General features: G+C 65.5%; 16 protein-coding genes. 9 read left to right on the top strand and 7 right to left on the bottom strand.

Annotated elements, in window-relative coordinates:
• Positions 1-81 precede the first annotated feature (81 nt).
• The 5 genes from I4484_RS18065 to I4484_RS18045 are packed head-to-tail and all read left to right on the top strand — an operon-like array spanning position 82 to position 3,137.
• Entirely contained in the window at positions 82-495 is a 414-nt protein-coding gene (locus I4484_RS18065; protein WP_234283719.1) for a type IV pilin protein, read from the top strand.
• A 7-nt stretch (positions 496-502) separates the two neighbouring features.
• On the top strand, positions 503-937 hold the full coding sequence (locus I4484_RS18060) for a GspH/FimT family pseudopilin (RefSeq protein ID WP_197448601.1): 435 nt from the start codon (positions 503-505) through the stop codon (positions 935-937).
• 8 nt (positions 938-945) lie between these two features.
• Positions 946-1,353 carry a type IV pilus modification protein PilV gene (gene pilV / locus I4484_RS21005; protein WP_197448600.1) on the top strand — a complete coding sequence of 136 codons (408 nt, stop codon included), beginning with the start codon at positions 946-948 and terminating at the stop codon, positions 1,351-1,353.
• Between the two features lie 12 nt (positions 1,354-1,365).
• Complete coding sequence (locus tag I4484_RS18050; protein WP_197448599.1) at positions 1,366-1,977, top strand: PilW family protein; 612 nt, start codon at positions 1,366-1,368, stop codon at positions 1,975-1,977.
• Between the two features lie 29 nt (positions 1,978-2,006).
• On the top strand, positions 2,007-3,137 hold the full coding sequence (locus tag I4484_RS18045) for a hypothetical protein (RefSeq protein WP_197448598.1): 1,131 nt from the start codon (positions 2,007-2,009) through the stop codon (positions 3,135-3,137).
• A 55-nt stretch (positions 3,138-3,192) separates the two neighbouring features.
• Here I4484_RS18045 and I4484_RS21000 read toward each other — a convergent pair whose 3' ends face one another.
• On the bottom strand, positions 3,193-3,315 hold the full coding sequence (locus I4484_RS21000) for a hypothetical protein (protein ID WP_267956665.1): 123 nt from the start codon (positions 3,313-3,315) through the stop codon (positions 3,193-3,195).
• A gap of 150 nt (positions 3,316-3,465) precedes the next feature.
• Between I4484_RS21000 and I4484_RS18040 the strand changes: the two genes are divergently transcribed.
• The gene (locus I4484_RS18040) at positions 3,466-4,707 is read left to right on the top strand and encodes a cation:proton antiporter (protein WP_197448597.1); all 1,242 of its coding nucleotides are present in this window, start codon (positions 3,466-3,468) and stop codon (positions 4,705-4,707) included.
• A gap of 40 nt (positions 4,708-4,747) precedes the next feature.
• On the opposite strand, the gene I4484_RS18035 is transcribed toward I4484_RS18040, so the two are convergent.
• The 5 genes from I4484_RS18035 to I4484_RS18015 all read right to left on the bottom strand — a co-directional run bounded on the left by I4484_RS18035 (position 4,748) and on the right by I4484_RS18015 (position 11,293).
• Entirely contained in the window at positions 4,748-5,854 is a 1,107-nt protein-coding gene (locus tag I4484_RS18035; protein WP_197448596.1) for a phosphatidylserine/phosphatidylglycerophosphate/cardiolipin synthase family protein, read from the bottom strand.
• Between the two features lie 60 nt (positions 5,855-5,914).
• Positions 5,915-6,349 (bottom strand): NUDIX domain-containing protein, encoded by a 435-nt coding sequence (locus I4484_RS18030; RefSeq protein ID WP_197448595.1) that lies wholly within the window; start codon positions 6,347-6,349, stop codon positions 5,915-5,917.
• Between the two features lie 60 nt (positions 6,350-6,409).
• A complete protein-coding gene (locus I4484_RS18025) occupies positions 6,410-6,739 on the bottom strand; it encodes a hypothetical protein (RefSeq protein ID WP_197448594.1) in 330 nt (109 codons plus the stop codon).
• 289 nt (positions 6,740-7,028) lie between these two features.
• Positions 7,029-8,261, bottom strand: coding sequence for a ribonucleotide-diphosphate reductase subunit beta (locus I4484_RS18020; protein ID WP_197448593.1), 1,233 nt, complete (start codon positions 8,259-8,261; stop codon positions 7,029-7,031).
• Between the two features lie 131 nt (positions 8,262-8,392).
• Entirely contained in the window at positions 8,393-11,293 is a 2,901-nt protein-coding gene (locus I4484_RS18015) for a ribonucleoside-diphosphate reductase subunit alpha (protein ID WP_197448592.1), read from the bottom strand.
• A gap of 350 nt (positions 11,294-11,643) precedes the next feature.
• On the opposite strand from I4484_RS18015, the gene I4484_RS18010 reads away from it, so the two are divergent.
• Complete coding sequence (locus tag I4484_RS18010; RefSeq protein ID WP_197448591.1) at positions 11,644-12,357, top strand: winged helix-turn-helix domain-containing protein; 714 nt, start codon at positions 11,644-11,646, stop codon at positions 12,355-12,357.
• Between the two features lie 3 nt (positions 12,358-12,360).
• Positions 12,361-13,998: an ATP-binding protein gene (locus tag I4484_RS18005; RefSeq protein WP_197448590.1), complete on the top strand. Its 1,638-nt coding sequence runs from the start codon at positions 12,361-12,363 to the stop codon at positions 13,996-13,998.
• Here the strand turns inward: I4484_RS18005 and I4484_RS18000 are convergent.
• The gene (locus tag I4484_RS18000) at positions 13,985-14,899 is read right to left on the bottom strand and encodes a LysR family transcriptional regulator (protein ID WP_197448589.1); all 915 of its coding nucleotides are present in this window, start codon (positions 14,897-14,899) and stop codon (positions 13,985-13,987) included. The two genes, I4484_RS18005 and I4484_RS18000, sit on opposite strands and share 14 nt — an antisense overlap.
• 97 nt (positions 14,900-14,996) lie before the next feature.
• Here I4484_RS18000 and metE point away from each other — a divergent pair, with 97 nt between their 5' ends.
• Positions 14,997-17,294, top strand: a complete 2,298-nt coding sequence (gene metE, locus I4484_RS17995; protein ID WP_197448588.1) for a 5-methyltetrahydropteroyltriglutamate--homocysteine S-methyltransferase — start codon at positions 14,997-14,999, stop codon at positions 17,292-17,294.
• Positions 17,295-17,307: the final 13 nt, after the last annotated feature.

Here is a 17,307-nt window from a genome sequence, read left to right as displayed (position 1 = left end):
TTTTTCATGGCGTCTCTAGCAGGGCTGGTGGTCATGAGACATACTGAAACCAAGTGTAACCAATCAGCGGAGGAACGCCGTGTGACGACCCACGCCCGCGCGGCACATGGGAAGCCTCGGCCCGGCATGTCCCGGCGCGCCCGTGGCTTCACTCTGATCGAGCTGATGATCGCCGTGGCCGTGATCGCGATTCTGGCCTCGATCGCCGTTCCGAGCTATCGCGGGTATGTCGAACGGGCGACGCGTACCGATGCTCATACGGGGCTCATGGAGGCGGCCGGCCAGCTCGAGCGATGCTACACGGTCAACAACTCCTACGCGAGCTGCAGCACCATTACTGATTCCCCGGATGACAATTACACCATTTCCCTGACGAGCGCTGCGTCGACCTACACCCTGACGGCATCGCTCAAGAGTGGCCGTGGCCCCGACGGATGTTCGGGCAACATGACCCTGAACCACCAAGGGGTGAGAAGTCCCGCCAACTGCTGGTAGCACACTGATGCGAAGCGACGGTTTCACACTGATCGAGCTGTTGGTGACGATCGCCGTCATGACGATCGTCGCTACCATTGCCGTGCCGGGCTTCCAGGGGATGTTGGCCAACAATCGCCTGGCGGCGGATTACAACGTGGTGCTCTCCGGCCTGAACCAGGCCCGCAGCGAAGCCATCAAGCGGCGTGAGAACGTGACGTTCCGAGTGACCCAATCCAGCCCCTGGGAATATCGAATCACCACGGCCGACAATAGCGATATCGCGATTCGCTCTGCGCGCGGGGGGCAGGTCAGCGTTACCAGTACCAGCATCACCTTCAATGCGCTGGGACGGCGCGCCAATTGCACGTCCGGTTGCGACATCAGCGTGGATCACAGCGATGCCGGCGACCTCGACCTGCGGGTGAGCACCACCGGCCGTATCGGCAAGCCGACGAGTTGAGGAGCGCAATGAGACGTCACGCTCAGTCAGGGTTTACGCTCATCGAAGCGCTGATTGCCGTGCTGGTGCTCTCCATCGGCCTGCTCGGTGTCGCGGCCATGCAGCTCAGGGCGCTGCAGAGTGCGCACATGGGCTACCAGCGCGCGGTGGTCAGCCTGGCGGCGATCGATGCACAGGAGCGGGCCTGGGCCGAGCTCGCGGCGGATCCCAACAAGGCATGTCCGACCACGAGTACAGTCGAGAGTGGCTGGCTGGGGAACTGGTTCGGCAGCGTGCTCTCCGATGCCGGAAGCGATATCGACGCAACGGGCTGCGACTATACGGTGACCATGCGCTGGCAAGAAGATCGCTATAGCAGTGGTGAAACTGGGGTCGGGTTCGTTTACCAGTTCCGGTTGCCCGACCTGAACCCATAAGAGGCACGTATCATGCTCCCATCAGGCTTGCGAGGCCACGCTCCCCACCAGCAGTCAGGCTTCACCCTGATCGAGCTGATGGTGGCGCTGGTGATCGGCCTGATTATCATCCTGGGGGCCGGACAGTTGTTCCTGATGGGGTTCCAGACGTTTCGCCAAACCGAACTGCTGGGGAACAAGCAGGCGGCGCTGACCTTTGCCACGGAGACGCTGATCCGCGACATTCGCCGCGCCAGCGTCGATCCTGTCTCTGGCCCGGAGATCAGTTTCAGCGATGCTGACGGCGAGTTGAGGATCGAGTTTTCCAACAACGGCGATACCGGCGAGTGCAGCGATGGCGACATGGTGGTTCGTGTCTACCGTTTGAGCAGCGATGCAGTCAGTGCCAGTGAAGGCAGGTCGCTGGATATGGGGCAGAAGTGCGGTACCGACCCCACTGGCTCCGATTTCGAGCCGCTTGTCACCGGCTTCGCCGACGGTGGGTTCGGGCGTGACGCGAGCGAGACCGACGAGAGCAACGGAATCTGGGTCATCACCTTCGCGCTGTTGAAGAGCCGCGACGACGCTACGGATACCGATGACTTCGCTTTTCGCGCGGTCAACCGAAACGCGGCGATAGACTAGCCTGGCCCCTCGAAAGGGGAGGAACATATATGAAACAACAACGCGGTGCCGCCCTGGTCGTCGTCCTATCGATGCTGGCCGGCTCCCTGATGCTGGGGCTTTCCGGAATGCAGTCGTCACAGATCGACGAGCGCCTGGCGGGTAACTACAAGGCGGCAGCCGAAGCCCAGATGGGCGCGGAAAAGGCCATATCGGCGGGCTGGGGCGAGAACGGCAGCGCCGTGAGCGTCAGCGATTTCGATGCCACGCGCACTCGCGCCGAGGTGGAAGCCTTCAGCTGGTCGGAGTTCACGACGCTGGGCGACATCTCGGCAAATTCCTGCAGCGGCAATATCGTTTGCCACTACTATTTGCTCAGGGACGGTAGCGACTATTTCATTGCCGGCAGAGGCGCCGTGGTCAGCGCAGGTAATCTGGCCGCGGTGAGCCAGCCTGTCTTCGCCCGCGTCGAGTTCACACCGGGGCCCAATCCCGCCTTCACCAACGGTCTGCTCAGCGCCGATTACATCGAAGTGACTGGCCAGTCTTCCGTCATCGGTAACGTGCATTCGAACGGGTATGTCGATATCAGTCTGCGATCCGGTTCGGAGGCAACGGTGACCGATGGCACCGACATGATGGTCGAGGTTCCTTTGCCCGGCGCCAGGCCCGAAGGTGAAGACATCAGCGCCTGCGACACGGAGCCGGAGCGGCATTGCTACAAGAGCTATGATCCCACCGTCTTCGACGAATATGAAGCGCGTGAGGGCGCCATGCTTACCTGTAACGTGAGTATCGATACGCTGAACGATGGCGATACCGTCTTTTGCGATGGCGATCTCGAGGTCCAGGGCGGCTCCGTAGACACCGACCGGGTGACGCTGGTGGCGACAGGCAACGTGACCATGAACGGGGCGACGTCGAGCGGGGGTGTCGAGAGCGAGATCGGCCTTTTCGTGATCGCCGGACAGGACATCGTCTTCAACGGCAGCACGGACAACTATGGTGTGTTCTGGGCAGGCGGCTATGTCAGGCAGAACGGTAGTTCCAGTCTCTATGGAGCCATCGTCGCGGGCACCTATATCCGCAGCAATGGCGGCATCGACTTCACCAGTCTCGACAACGTGACCAATCCGGATACATTCGTACCCGCCAATCCAAGGCTCGTTGGCTGGTATTGAGAAAGTTGCCGTTATTCCACGGTCCCGAGGCCGTGATGGCCGTCATCGAGATCAATCAGGATTCGGAGGGCTTGCGATAGTGCCCGGGCACGGTGACTCGTTCGCCGTTGGTAAGCTCGCGCACGTGAGTAGGTACGTAGATGCGCTTGATGACGCTGCGGGACTTGCCGTTCGACATGCTCGACTCCTTGTCCGTTGAGGTCCGCAACTACTTTACGCCAGCGGCGTTTCGCCGTGCAATCCCATCCACCGAGGCGGACCGGTTTTACGTCTGGCGACGGGTTGCCTAGTGTAGGGAAAGGGATGGCGCACAGCGGAAGGAGCCGGGATGGACCCATTGAACATTGCACTCACCGTCGTGGGTGGCTTGGTGCTGATCGTCGGCCTGCTGTCGAGCCCGCTGGATCGTTCATGGCTCTCGACCCCGCTGTTCGCCTTTCTGATCGGCGTGGCGCTCGGTCCCCATGGCCTGGCAGCCCTCGATCCGATGGTGTGGGGTGATGGCAAGCGCTTGCTGGAAGAGACGGCGCGGCTGACCCTGGGCATCAGCCTGATGGGCATTGCGCTGCGGTTGCCGCCCAGCTACCCCTTCGTCCACTGGCGAGCGTTGCTGGTACTGCTGGGCATCGCCATGCCGGCCATGTACCTGATCAGCTCGCTGCTGACTTACTGGGTCATGGGCCTGCCCCTGCTGATGGCACTGCTGGTCGGCGGCACCGTCTGTGCCACCGATCCGGTGGTGGCCTCCTCGATCGTGACCGGCGGGGTGGCCAAGGAAAATCTTCCCGACGACTATCGACACCTGCTTTCGGCAGAGTCCGGCGCCAACGATGGCCTGGCCTTTCCCTTGGTGTTGCTGCCGATCCTGCTGCTGTCCCTGCCTGCCGGGGATGCCTGGCTGGACTGGTTCGGCAGGGTCTGGCTGTGGGAGATCGCCGGGGGAACGCTGATCGGGATCGCGCTTGGCTGGATGGCGGGGCGGGCCCTGCAGTGGTCGGAGACGCGAGGCTTCCTCGACCAGCCCTCGTTCCTCTCCATCACCCTGGCCTTGACGCTTCTGGTGCTGGGGCTGGGCGAGCTATTGGGCACCAACAGCATCCTGGGCGTGTTCGCCGCCGGCCTGGCCTTCGATCAGGAAGTCGGCGGCAAGGAGCGCGGCGAGGAGGACAACGTCCAGGAGGCGGTCAACATCCTGCTGACCATGCCGGTCTTCGTCCTGTTCGGCCTGATTGCGCCCTGGTCCGAATGGCAGGCGCTGGGCCTGCAAGGAGGGCTGTTGGCCCTGCTCGTGCTGCTGTTACGCCGCCTGCCCGTCATCCTGCTGCTACGGCCCTGGCTGCCGGAACTGCGGGATTGGCCGGTCACCCTGATCATGGGCTGGTTCGGCCCGATAGGCGTGTCGGCGCTCTACTATGCCACCCTGGTCTCGAGCCGCACAGGCTACGACCTGGCCTGGACGGTGGGCACCCTGATCGTATTGGCCTCGATGATTGCCCATGGCACCACCGCGACCCCGCTCGCCCAGCGCTACGGGCGCTGGCTGCGCCGGCATCGCAGCGAAGCCCGGTAGCCGTCGCCTGGTCGCCCCGCGACACTCGGCCTCACTGCGCTCAACGCAACCCGGCCAGCCAGGCTCCGATCAGCGCGGCGATACGCTCCCGCAGGCGCTGGGATCCGGGGCGGTGCTTCCACGTCTCGGCGAGAATCGGCCTGCTCTCCTGGCTATGGTTCTCGAACAGTCCGGCGAGTTCGTCTGCGAAAGCGGCATTCTCCACTTCGACGTTCGCTTCCAGGTTCCAGTGCAGGCTCCAGTGGTCGAAGTTGCAGGAGCCCACCGTGACCCAATCGTCGACGATGCAGAACTTGGCATGGGTGAAGCGTGGCTGGTACTCATAGATCGCTACGCCCGCGTCGAGAAGCCGATCATAGTGGCGTCGACCGGCAGTGCGCACGCTCGGGTGATCGTGCCCCTTGCCTGCCACCAGTAGCCGAACGTCGATGCCGCATGCCGACGCCTCCGCAAGCGACCGCCGCAATTGATGCGAGGGCAGGAAATAGGGGGTATAGAGCCAGATGCGGCGTGTGGCGGCGACGACCTGCCGGTGCAAGGAGTGGCGGATGCTCGGGCTATGCTGGCCCTCGTTGTGCGCAAGCCGCGCCGCCAGGTTCCCGGGCTGGCCTGTCGCCGCCGGCTGGCGGGCTATCGGGGCCTTGTCGCCGTGGGTGCGAGGCGATTCCCAGAGATCTGCAAACAGCGTGATCCAATCCGCCACCACCGGTCCTTCCATTTTCACCATCAGGTCGAACCAGTCGCCCAGGTAGTCGTCGGTGAGGCAGTAGCCGCCGGTGTAGGCCACTCGGCGATCGATCAAGACCAGCTTGCGATGGGTACGTACCAGGTTGCGGCGCAGTCGTCGCATCATGAAGGGGTTGTAATGGCGCAGAGCCGCGCCGGACGTCGACAGACGTACGCGCTCCCGCTGGCCCAGCCCGGCGGCACCGAAGCTGTCCAGGAGCACGTGAACTTCGACGCCGCGCTGTGCCGCCCGGGCCAGCGCTGCAAAGAAGCGACGGGTCAAGCGCCCGGACTCGACCAGATACTGCTCCAACCAGATCGACTCCCGGGCGCTATCGATAGCGTCGAGCAGGGCGGGCACGAAGCAGCGGCTATCAGGCAGCAGGACGATCCGATTACCCTGCTTCCAGTCGGTTTCCATGACGGGCCTCCTTGCCTCGTCGCGTGCATGGATTCACCAGAGCGTAGGAGGCGACAGCCCTCACGACAACGAGCGTGGCGTCCGATGCTGCAAGAAACGCATGGCCAGCGGAAGCACGTGGTCCCGCGTGAGGGCTGCCAGAGGCAGCCGCTGCGCCTCCCGGGGCGTCACCCAGTGCAGTTCGGCGATCTCGGCGGCCGGTGCGATCCGCGGCGGCATCGTGACCAGGAACAGCCAGGCATGAACCTGGCAGCCTGGCTCGTTGGCGGCGGGGGCCGAGTACTCGCCGAGCGGCTGCAATGCCACCGGAGGGTGGCCAAGCTCCTCGGACAGTTCCCGGCGGAGCGCCGTTTCGGCGGGCTCGCCCGGCTCGAGCTTGCCGCCGGCCTGCATGAAGCGTTCGGTGCCACGCTTGCGCACCAGCAGCATACGGCCCTCGTCGTCGAGGATCAGGGCTGCCGCGATGCGCAAGGTGGCCTGTCGCGCTTGGTTCATGAACGCGATTCCGCCGGTGCGGATCGCCTGCCTGGCGTTCGTCGAGGCAAGACAATCCCTTCAGTGGTAGCGGGACGGCAGGCGTGTGAAGCGCACCGGTGGGCTGTACTTCTCGTCCGCCGGGGCTCGTTCGGGAGCGGGCCGTACCCGCCATCCGCGCGAGCTCGCCCACTCCTTGAGTTCGCGATAGTCGAGCAACGGGTACTCGCGGGTATAGGGATTGGGCGCGGAGGAAGGAAAGGCGAAGGCCACATGGGGGTAGCGGGCCAGGGCGTCCTCGCTGTCATGGGCCGCCAGGGCAAGGTCCAGGGCATGCTGCCAAGCCCGTGAGTCCCGGGGAGCATGCGCTCCGCTAAGATGAACGTTGTCGTTTGCGTAGTAACTTCCCATGACGTTTACCTCACCTCGGGATGGTTGAAGGCCGTAGCCAGGCTGGCCGGAGAGCAGGGGCATGGCAGCGCGCGGCGACGAGGCGTGACGAATACCGTGCTGGAACCGGGCCCGGGGGAGGGCCTGGCGGCTTGGGAAGGGGCAGAGCGACGATGCGGCTCTGGGGACACGCATTTCAGGGACATGACGCACCTCCTGGTTGGCGACCGGTATTACATGTGGACTTCGACTCCTCATTCCTGCCTGGCAAATGCCCCACCCGGCCTTGGGTGGGGCTGGTGAACAGCGATCAATCCCAGCTCAGCGCGCCGCCCACCTGGTACTCGGTGACGCGGGTCTCGAAGAAGTTCTTCTCCTTACGCAGGTCGATGATCTCGCTCATCCACGGGAAGGGGTTCTGCGCGCCGGGGAACTGCTCCTTGAGCCCGATCTGGGCCAGGCGGCGGTTGCAGATGAAGTGCAGGTACTCCTCCATGATCGCGGCGTTCATGCCCAGCACGCCGCGGGGCATGGAGTCGCGGGCGTAGGCGATCTCGAGCTCGGTGCCCTCGAGGATCATTTGGGTCACCTCGTCCTGGAACTCGGGCGTCCACAGGTGCGGGTTCTCGATCTTGATCTGGTTGATCATGTCGACCCCGAAGTTCAGGTGCATCGACTCGTCGCGCAGGATGTACTGGAACTGTTCGGCGACGCCGGTCATCTTGTTGCGGCGGCCCATGGAGAGGATCTGGCTGAAGCCGCAATAGAAGAAGATGCCCTCGGTGACGCAGTAGAAGGCGATCAGGTTGCGCAGCAACTCCTGGTCGCTCTCCGGCGTGCCGGTGTTGAAGTCGGGGCGCGCCAGCGACTGGGTGTGCTTGAGGCTCCAGGCGGACTTGGCGGCCACCGACGGTACCTCGCGGTACATGTTGAAGACTTCGCCTTCATCCATGCCCAGCGACTCCACGCAGTACTGGTAGGCGTGGGTGTGGATCGCCTCCTCGAAGGCCTGGCGCAGCAGGTACTGGCGGCACTCGGGGTTGGTGATCAGGCGATACAGCGCCAGCACCAGGTTGTTGGCCACCAGCGAGTCGGCGGTGGAGAAATAGCCCAGGCTGCGCATCACGATGCGCCGTTCGTCCTCGGTCAGGCCGTCCTGGCTCTTCCACAGGGCGATGTCGGCGTTCATGTTCACTTCCTGGGGCATCCAGTGGTTGGCGCTGCCGTCCAGGTACTTCTGCCACGCCCACTCGTACTTGAAGGGCACCAGCTGGTTGAGGTCGGCGCGGGCGTTGATCATCTGCTTGTCGCTGACCTCGATGCGCGCCGCCCCCATCTCCAGCTCCTCGAGGCCGGCCGCCACGTCGAGCTCTTCGAGCGACTTGCGCGCCCGCGCCAGGCGGTCGCTCTCGGCGGCGTGGTAGCTGCCGCGGCTTTCCTCCACGGCCGCGGGCTGCGGCTTGGCGACAGGGGCCGGCGCGGCCTTGGCCGGCTGCTCGGCGACAGGTGTCTCGTCCTCGTGGAATTCGTCCCAGTTCAGCATGTTGTCCTCGTTCCTCGGAATAGATGGAAGACATGAGAAGGAAGCGCCCTTCGGGCGGAAGAGGGGAGTACCGCCATGCTCTTTCCTCGTCATCGACGCGCAGCGCCGTCTTCCTTCTTCGCTCTTGGTCGTTACTGGCAGGCCTCGCAGCCCAGATCATCTATCTCCGCAGCACTCGGCGCTCGCGATCCGCTGCCCGCCTTGCCGGTCAGGAAGTCCTCCACGCCGCGCGGCTCGCGGGCGGGTGCGGCGGAGGGAGCCGGTGCCGGAGCGGCCGAAGGCGCCTGATTGCTCACTGCGTTGAGCGTGCCGCGATCGACGGTGGACTTCTCCACCGAGGTGGCGCCCAGGGCGCGCAAGTAATAGGTGGTCTTGAGGCCGCGGAACCACGCCATGCGGTAGGTCACGTCGAGCTTCTTGCCCGAGACACCCTTGATGTAAAGGTTCAGCGACTGGGCCTGGTCGATCCACTTCTGGCGCCGCGCGGCGGCCTCCACCAGCCATTTCGGTTCCACCTCGAAGGCAGTGGCGTACTTGGCCTTGAGGTCGTCCGGAATGCGCTCGATGGGCTGGGCCGAGCCGTCGTAGTACTTGAGGTCGTTGATCATCACCTCGTCCCACAGGCCGCGCGCCTTGAGGTCGTGGACCAGGTAGGCATTGACCACGGTGAACTCGCCGGAGAGGTTCGACTTCACGTAGAGGTTCTGGTATGTGGGCTCGATCGACTGCGACACGCCGCAGATGTTGGAGATCGTCGCGGTGGGAGCGATCGCCATCACGTTGGAGTTGCGCATGCCCTGCTCGGCGATTTTCTGACGAATGCGGTCCCAGTCCTGGGTGGAAGAGGTGTCGACCTCGATGTACTTGTCGCCACGCTCCTGCTTCAGTTTCTCGATGGAGTCGATGGGCAGGATGCCCTGGCTCCACAGCGAGCCCTCGAAGCTCTCGTAGCGGCCGCGTTCGGCGGCGAGATCGCTGGAGGCCTCGATGGCGTGGTAGCTGACCAGCTCCATGGAGCGATCGGCGAAGGCCACCGCTTCCTCGGAGGCGTAGGCGATGTCCTGGGCGTAGAGAGCGTCCTGGAAGCCCATGATGCCGAGCCCCACCGGGCGGTGCTTGAAGTTGGAGCTACGCGCCTGGGGCACCGCGTAGTAGTTGATGTCGATGACGTTGTCGAGCATGCGCACGGCAGTACGCACGGACTTCCTCAGCTTGGCGTCGTCGAGCTTGCCGTCGACCACGTGCTGCGCCAGGTTCACCGAGCCCAGGTTGCACACCGCGATCTCGTCGACGCTGGTGTTCAGGGTGATCTCGGTGCACAGGTTCGAGGAGTGCACCACGCCGGCGTGCTGCTGCGGGCTTCTCAGGTTGCACGGGTCCTTGAAGGTGATCCACGGGTGGCCGGTCTCGAACAGCATCGAGAGCATCTTGCGCCACAGGTCCTTGGCGCGCACGCGCTTGTAGAGCTTGAGCTGGCCCGAGCGGGTCATCGCCTCGTACTCTTCATAGCGCTTCTCGAAAGCGGCGCCATAGAGATCGTGCAGGTCGGGGCAGGTGGCGGGCGAGAACAGCGTCCACTCCTTGTCGTCGAACACCCGCTTCATGAACAGGTCGGGCACCCAGTTGGCGGTGTTCATGTCGTGGGTGCGGCGGCGGTCGTCGCCGGTGTTCTTGCGCAGCTCGAGGAACTCCTCGACGTCCAGGTGCCAGGTCTCGAGGTAGGCGCATACCGCGCCCTTGCGCTTGCCGCCCTGGTTCACCGCTACCGCGGTGTCGTTGACCACCTTGAGGAACGGCACCACGCCCTGGCTCTTGCCGTTGGTGCCCTTGATGTAGGAGCCCAGCGCGCGCACCGGGGTCCAGTCGTTGCCAAGCCCCCCGGCCCACTTGGAGAGCAGGGCGTTGTCGCGAATCGCGCTGTAGATGGCGTCGAGGTCGTCGGGCACGGTGGTCAGGTAACAGCTGGAGAGCTGGCTGCGCACGGTACCCGAGTTGAACAGCGTCGGCGTCGAGGCCATGTAGTCGAAGCTGGAGAGCAGCTCGTAGAATTCGATGGCGCGCGCCTCGCGGTCGTCCTCATTGAGTGCCAGGCCCATGGCCACGCGCATGAACATCACCTGGGGCAGCTCGTAGCGCACGTCATCCTTGTGGATGAAGTAGCGGTCGTAGAGGGTCTGCAGGCCCAGGTAGGTGAAGGCGTTGTCGCGGGTGTGGTCGAGCGCGTCGCCGAGGCGCTCGAGGTCGAATTCGGCCAGCGCCGGGTCGAGCTGCTCGAACTCGATGCCGCGGGCGACGTAGGCCTGGAACGCCGGCTTGTAGAGTTCGGCCATGTCGCCGAAGGTGGCCTCCTCGGCGACCTCGAGGAACGACAGCGCCTCGCGACGCAGGCTGTCCTGCAGCAGGCGCGCGGTGACGTAGGTGTAGTTGGGCTCCTTCTCCACCAGGGTGCGCGCGGTCATCATCAGCGCCTGGGACACGCCGTCCACCGAGACGCCGTCGTAGAGGTTCTTCAGCGACTCCTCGACGATGCGGTTGGGGTCGACGTTCTCGAGCTCCGCGCAGGCGTCGAATACCAGCGTCTCGATGCGGCCGAGGTCGAGCGGGCGGCGGCTGCCGTCGGCCAGGGTCACGTTGAGCGTGGGGTGCGGCTTCTCGATCTCGGCGCCGGCTGCGGCGCGCGCACGGGCATGCTCCTCGCGGTAGAGCACGTAGGCGCGGGCGACCTTCTGTTCACCGGCGCGCATCAGCGCCAGCTCCACCTGATCCTGGATGTCCTCGATGTGCACGGTGCCGCCATCGGGCATGCGGCGCTGGAAGGCCGCAGCAATGCTCTGGCTCGCCTGCTCGACGAAGTCGCGGACCCGCGAGGAGGCGCTGACGTTGTCGCCCTCCACGGCGATGAAGGCCTTGCGCATGGCGACGGCGATCTTGCTGGCATCGAAGGCCACCACGTCGCCGTTACGCTTGATCACGCGCAGGGTTCGTGGAGCCGTGAGCGACAGGTCGGTCGGGTCGGGGGTCTGAAGTTCCATGGGCCGATAATCCCTTCTGCGTGGGGATGAGGTCAGGGCGATGAGGGGCATTGACAGCCAAGGCAAGGCTTGGTAAATGCACATCATCTTGTGTCGTTCTGTTTTGAGAACACAAGATAGTGTGCTTTTTCGCCGCCTTCAAGTGGATAACCTGTGGGTGAGCTGTGACTCGACAGGGGGCATCCTTTGGGTTGTTGCGCGAGTCCGGGCTATGCTTCGCTGGCAAGCTGCAAGGACGCGAAATGTCATGAAAGGCAGGCGAAAGGGCCTATTTCGGGTATCCTTGATGTGTGATTTGGCGGGACAGGGTGTCCCGAGTGACAACGAAGCCCAGCACGGGGATGACTAGGATGGATGACAACCTGGAAAGCAGCGACATGGAACACGTGCTGATTATCGAGGATGACGTGCGCCTGGCCGAGCTCACCCGCGACTATCTGGAATCCAACGGATTCAAGGTCACGGTGGAAGCCGAGGGCTCGCGAGGTGTCGAACAGATATTGACGCTGCAGCCGGATCTGGTGATTCTCGATCTGATGCTGCCCGGAGAGGATGGATTGTCGATCTGTCGCCGGGCCAGGCCCGACTATGCCGGACCGATCCTGATGTTGACCGCCCGCACCGACGACATGGACCAGGTGCTGGGGCTGGAAATGGGGGCCGACGACTACGTGCCCAAGCCGGTTCAGCCCAGGGTGCTGCTGGCACGCATGCGGGCGCTGCTGCGCCGTGCGGAGAACGCCGAGCAATCCGGCGAGGCCCGGCTCACCTTCGGCAACCTGGAGATCGACAGCGCCACCCGTGAGGCGTGGTTGCAGGGCGAGCGTATCGACCTCACCAGCGCCGAGTTCGATCTGCTGTGGCTGCTCGCCAGCAATGCCGGCCGGGTGCTCACCCGGGAAGAGATCTTCAGCGACTTGCGTGGCATCAAGTACGACGGCCAGGACCGCTCCATCGACGTCCGGGTTTCACGGATTCGTCCCAAGATCGGTGACGACCCCAACCATCCGCACCGGATCAAGACAGTACGCAGCAAGGGCTATCTCTTCGTCAAGGATGCCTGAATCATGCAGCGGTTCCTGGCCGATGGCTCCTTCCTGCGCGTCTATCTGGCCCTGGCCTTGGCACTGCTGCTGACCTTCGGCCTGGCCCTGATGGGCCTGGCCCTGGTCGATCGGGTCCGCGTCGAGCAATATCGCGAACAGCTGGCCGAGGCGCCGCTGCAACTGCTTACCTGGCGGGTGGCGGCCTTGCCTGCCCAACAGCGCGGTGACTGGCTGACCCAGCAATCGGATCTGCTCAACGTGCGCCTGTCGCTGCGCGAGCCGGAGGACGCCGAGCTTGGCTGGTTCGAGCGCCGGCGGGTCGAACACGGCCGGGTGCTGGTCAAGGTGCGCGAGGAGGGCGACTGGCGGCTCTACCGGCGCCTGCCTCGCGAGGCGCGCATCCTGGAAGCCCGTCTCTCGGGGCTCAACGAGCGCCAGCTGCGCGGCCTGGCGCAGATGCTGGGCGATTGGCTGGCGGAGGTGAACGGCGAGGCCCGCCGCCGGCGCCTCGAGAGCGTGACCAGCGAGGCGTTGCCGGTGCGTCTCAGCGACCTGGCCCCCGAGGGGCTCGACAGCCACCAGCTCACCCGGCTGCGCGACGGCGAGTTGGTGATTCGCCTGATGCCGGGTCATTGGGCGCTGACGGTTCATCTCGCTGTGCCGGCCGCCGATGGCTCTCGCCAGTGGCTGTCGATCGGTCCGGTCTCGGCGCTCGAGCCCACTCCCATCTCGCTGCTGCTGCTGGTGCTGGTGATCATGCTCGGCGTGCTGGCCGCCATCATCTACCTGATCGTACGCGGCGTGGAGGCGCGCCTGGCGCGCCTCGAGCTGGCGGCGGGGCGCATCGCCAGCGGTCGCCTCGATACGCGGGTCAAGGTCGACGCCGGCGGCTTCATCGGCCGGGTGGGGATGGCCTTCAACGCCATGGCCGCCCAGGTGCAGTCGCTGCTGCGCTCGCAGCAGGAGATGATCCGCGCGGTGTCCCACGAGCTGCGCACGCCGGTGGCACGCATCCGCTTCGCCATGCAGATGGTCGAGGACATGACCGACGACCCCGCCATTCACCGCCAGTTGCACGGCATCGACAGCGACATCGAGGAGCTCGATCAACTGATCGACGAGATCCTGACCTACGCGCGGCTCGACAGCGGCATTGTCAACGGGGCCGAGCTGGAGCGCACCCAGGTCGACTGTCGCGCCGTCGCCGAGCGGGTCATCGAGACCTTGGCGCCGCTGCATGCGCACCTGCGCCTGGCGCTGGCGCCGGGAGATGAGGTCGAGGTGCTGGCCGATCCGCGCTACCTGCAGCGGGCGCTGCAGAACCTGGTGGCCAATGCCTGCCGACACGCCCAATCCCGGGTGCTGGTGCGGATCACGCTGGAGTCGCGGCTGGTGCGGCTGGACATCGAGGACGACGGGCCCGGCGTACCGGCCGGCGAGCGTCAGGCCATCTTCAAGCCTTTTGCCCGGCTCGACGACAGTCGCACCCGGCGCAGCGGGGGCTACGGGCTGGGGCTCTCCATCGTGCAGAAGGTCATGGCCTGGCACGGCGGCAGCGTGGTGGTCGACGACAGCCAGGAGCTGGGCGGTGCGCGTTTCTCGCTGCTGCTGCCGAGAGGAGGGAACGGCAGGGCCAAGCTGCCGGTCAAGCCGGCTTGATGCCTTCCAGCACGGCGAAGGAGGTCTCGCGGGCCGTGCGCAGGAAATCCTCCATCCACGGCTGCTCGCGGCTCTCCTCGCGGATGGCCGCATACAGGGTGCTCCACATGCCCGCCTCGCCGAGCCCCACCGCCTTCACGTAGTCGCGCTCCAGGTACTCCGTCAGGGCCCAGTTGGGCAGCGCACAGACGCCGCGACCGCTGGCCACCAGCTGCATCATCATTACCGTGAGTTCGGCGGTGCGGATCTCGCGCGGGCGTACGCCGGCGGGGTCGAGAAACTGGGTGAACACGTCCAGGCGGGCATGCTCGACGGGATAGGTGATCAGGGTCTCGTCGGCGAGCTCCGCGGGCACGATGAAGGTGCGGTCGGCGAGAGGATGCTGTCGAGCGACCGCCAGCAGGCCCTGATAGCGGAACAGCGGCTCGTAGTAGACCCCCGGCAGCGGCTGCGGGTCGGCGGTGATCACCAGGTCGAGCTGCTCGCGGGCCAGGGCCGGCAGCGGGTCGAAATGGTGTCCGCCGGGAATGTCGATCTCCACCTCCGGCCAGTGGTCGCGGAAGTGATCGATGGTCGGCATCAGCCACTGGAAGCAGCTGTGGCACTCGATGGCCATGTGCAGGCGCCCCGGCTCGTGCCCGATCAGTCGGGCGACGTCGCGCTCGGCCATGCGCACCAGCGGCAGCACCTGCTCGGCCAGTGCCAGCAGACGCTGGCCGGCACGAGTGAACTCCACCGGTCGCGTCTTGCGCACGAACAACGCCGTGCCCAGGCGCTCCTCCAGATCCTTGATCTGGTGCGACAGCGCCGATTGGGTCAGGTGGACCCGCTCGGCGGCTTCCACCAGCGATCCGGCATCACGCAAGGCGACCAGCGTGCGCAAGTGACGAAGTTCTATCATGAGTATTGTTCAGGTTCTTCGTTAATATATTTAGTTTGATTCACGTGTCGCTGACGGCGAGACTCTACCGCATCATTCATGCGTAGAGGGATTTATCATGACATTAGCTCATGTGCTTGGCTATCCGCGAATCGGCGCCGGCCGCGAACTCAAGCGGGCCGTCGAGGCCTATTGGCGTGGTGAGCTCGAACGCGACGCCCTGGAAGCCGCCGGCCGCGAACTGCGGGCGCGTCACTGGCAGGCGCAGCGCGACGCCGGACTCGACCTGGTCACCGTGGGCGACTTCGCCTTCTACGACCAGGTGCTCAACGTCACCACGCTGGTGGGGGCCGTGCCGGCGCGTTTCGCCGCCGAGGAGGAGCTGGCCCGCGGCGAGATCGATCTCGACACCCAGTTCCGCATGGCGCGCGGGCGGGCACCCAGCGGGGCGCCTGCGGCCGCCTGCGAGATGACCAAGTACTTCGATACCAACTACCACTACCTGGTCCCCGAGCTGCACGAGGGGCAGGCGTTCAAGCTGGCCAGCTCGCGGCTGTTCGACGAGGTGGCCGAGGCGCGCGCGGCGGGGCATCCGGTCAAGGTGGCGCTCACCGGACCGCTGACCTGGCTGTGGCTGGGCAAGGCGCGCGAGGAGGGCTTCGACCGGTTGAGCCTGCTCGAGGCATTGCTGCCGGTCTATGCCGAGATCCTGGCGCGCCTGGCCGAGCAGGGCGTGGCGTGGGTTCAGCTCGACGAGCCGGCGCTGGTGCAGGACCTGCCCCTGGCGTGGAGACAGGCCTGCGAGGCAGCCTACAATGTCCTGCGCGCCGCGCCGGTCAAGCTGCTGGTGGCGACCTATTTCGGCGGGCTGGGGGATAACTTGCAGCTGGCCGTGAATCTGCCGGTGGAAGGCCTGCACGTCGACGCGGTACGCGCCCCCGAACAGTTGACCGCAGTGCTCGACAACCTGCCCGGTTACAAGGTGCTGTCGGTCGGGGCCATCGATGGACGCAACGTCTGGCGCGCCGACCTGGGCGCCCTGCACGAGCGCCTGGCCAACGCCCGCATGCGCCTGGGTGAGCGGCTGTGGCTGGCGCCCTCGTGCTCACTGTTGCACGTGCCGGTGGACCTGGAAAGCGAGGATGGGCTCGACGAGGAGCTCAAGAGCTGGCTGGCGTTCGCCCGCCAGAAGCTCGACGAGACCGTGACCCTGGCGCGGCTGCTGGGCAATCGCGCCGGTGCGGAGGACCGCGCCCGGGTGGCCGCCGCCACGGCGGCGCTGGACGCCCGACGTGCCTCGCCGCGGCTGCATCGACCCGAGGTGGCCCAGCGCCTGGCCCGGGCTGGCGACGCCGAGCTTTCGCGTGACAACCCCTACCCGGTCAGGGCCGGGGCCCAGCGTGGCGTGCTCGACCTGCCGCCATTCCCCACCACGACCATCGGCTCCTTTCCCCAGACCGCGGAGATCCGCGCCGCCCGGCGCGCTCACAAGAGCGGTGAGCTGGGGCGCGATGCCTACGAGGCGCAGATGCGCGACGAGATCGCCGATGCCGTACGCCGCCAGGAGGCACTCGGGATCGACATGCTGGTGCACGGCGAGGCCGAGCGCAACGACATGGTCGAGTACTTCGGCGAGCAGCTGGATGGCTACGTCTTCACCCGTCACGGCTGGGTGCAAAGCTACGGCTCGCGCTGCGTCAAACCGCCGGTCATCGTCGGCGACGTGAGCCGCCCGGCGCCGATGACGGTGGCCTGGAGCCGCTACGCCCAGTCGCTCACCCGGCGACCGATGAAGGGCATGCTGACGGGGCCAGTCACCATGCTGCAGTGGTCCTTCGTGCGCGATGACCAGCCGCGCGAGACGACCTGCCGGCAAATCGCCCTGGCGCTGCGCGACGAGGTGGCCGATCTCGAGGCCGCCGGCATTCCGGCGATCCAGATCGACGAGCCGGCGCTGCGCGAGGGGCTGCCGCTGCGCCAGGGCGAGTGGCAGGGCTATCTCGACTGGGCGGTGGAGTGCTTCCGCCTGACCGCCTCGGTTGCGCGGGATGCGACGCAGATCCACACCCACATGTGCTATTCGGAGTTCAACGACATCATCGCCGCCATCGCCGCGCTGGACGCCGACGTCATCACCATCGAGACCTCACGCTCCCACATGGAGCTGCTCGACGCTTTCCAGGACTTCGCCTATCCCAACGAGATCGGCCCGGGCGTCTACGACATCCACTCGCCCAACGTGCCCGAGGTGGCCTGGATGGTGCAATTGATGGAGAAGGCGGCCGAGCGCATTCCCGTCGAGCGGCTGTGGGTCAATCCGGATTGTGGCCTCAAGACTCGCGCCTGGGAGGAAGTGGAACCGGCCCTGGCCAACATGGTCGAGGCGGCACGCGAACTGCGCCGCCGCCATGGCTGACCCTGGGCGGGCA

Source organism: Halomonas sp. SS10-MC5, from assembly GCF_015992245.1.
Taxonomy (GTDB): Bacteria; Pseudomonadota; Gammaproteobacteria; order Pseudomonadales; family Halomonadaceae; genus Halomonas; species Halomonas sulfidoxydans.
The sequence above is the reverse complement of the archived record's forward strand: the minus strand, read 5'-3'. Positions and strand labels throughout refer to the sequence as shown.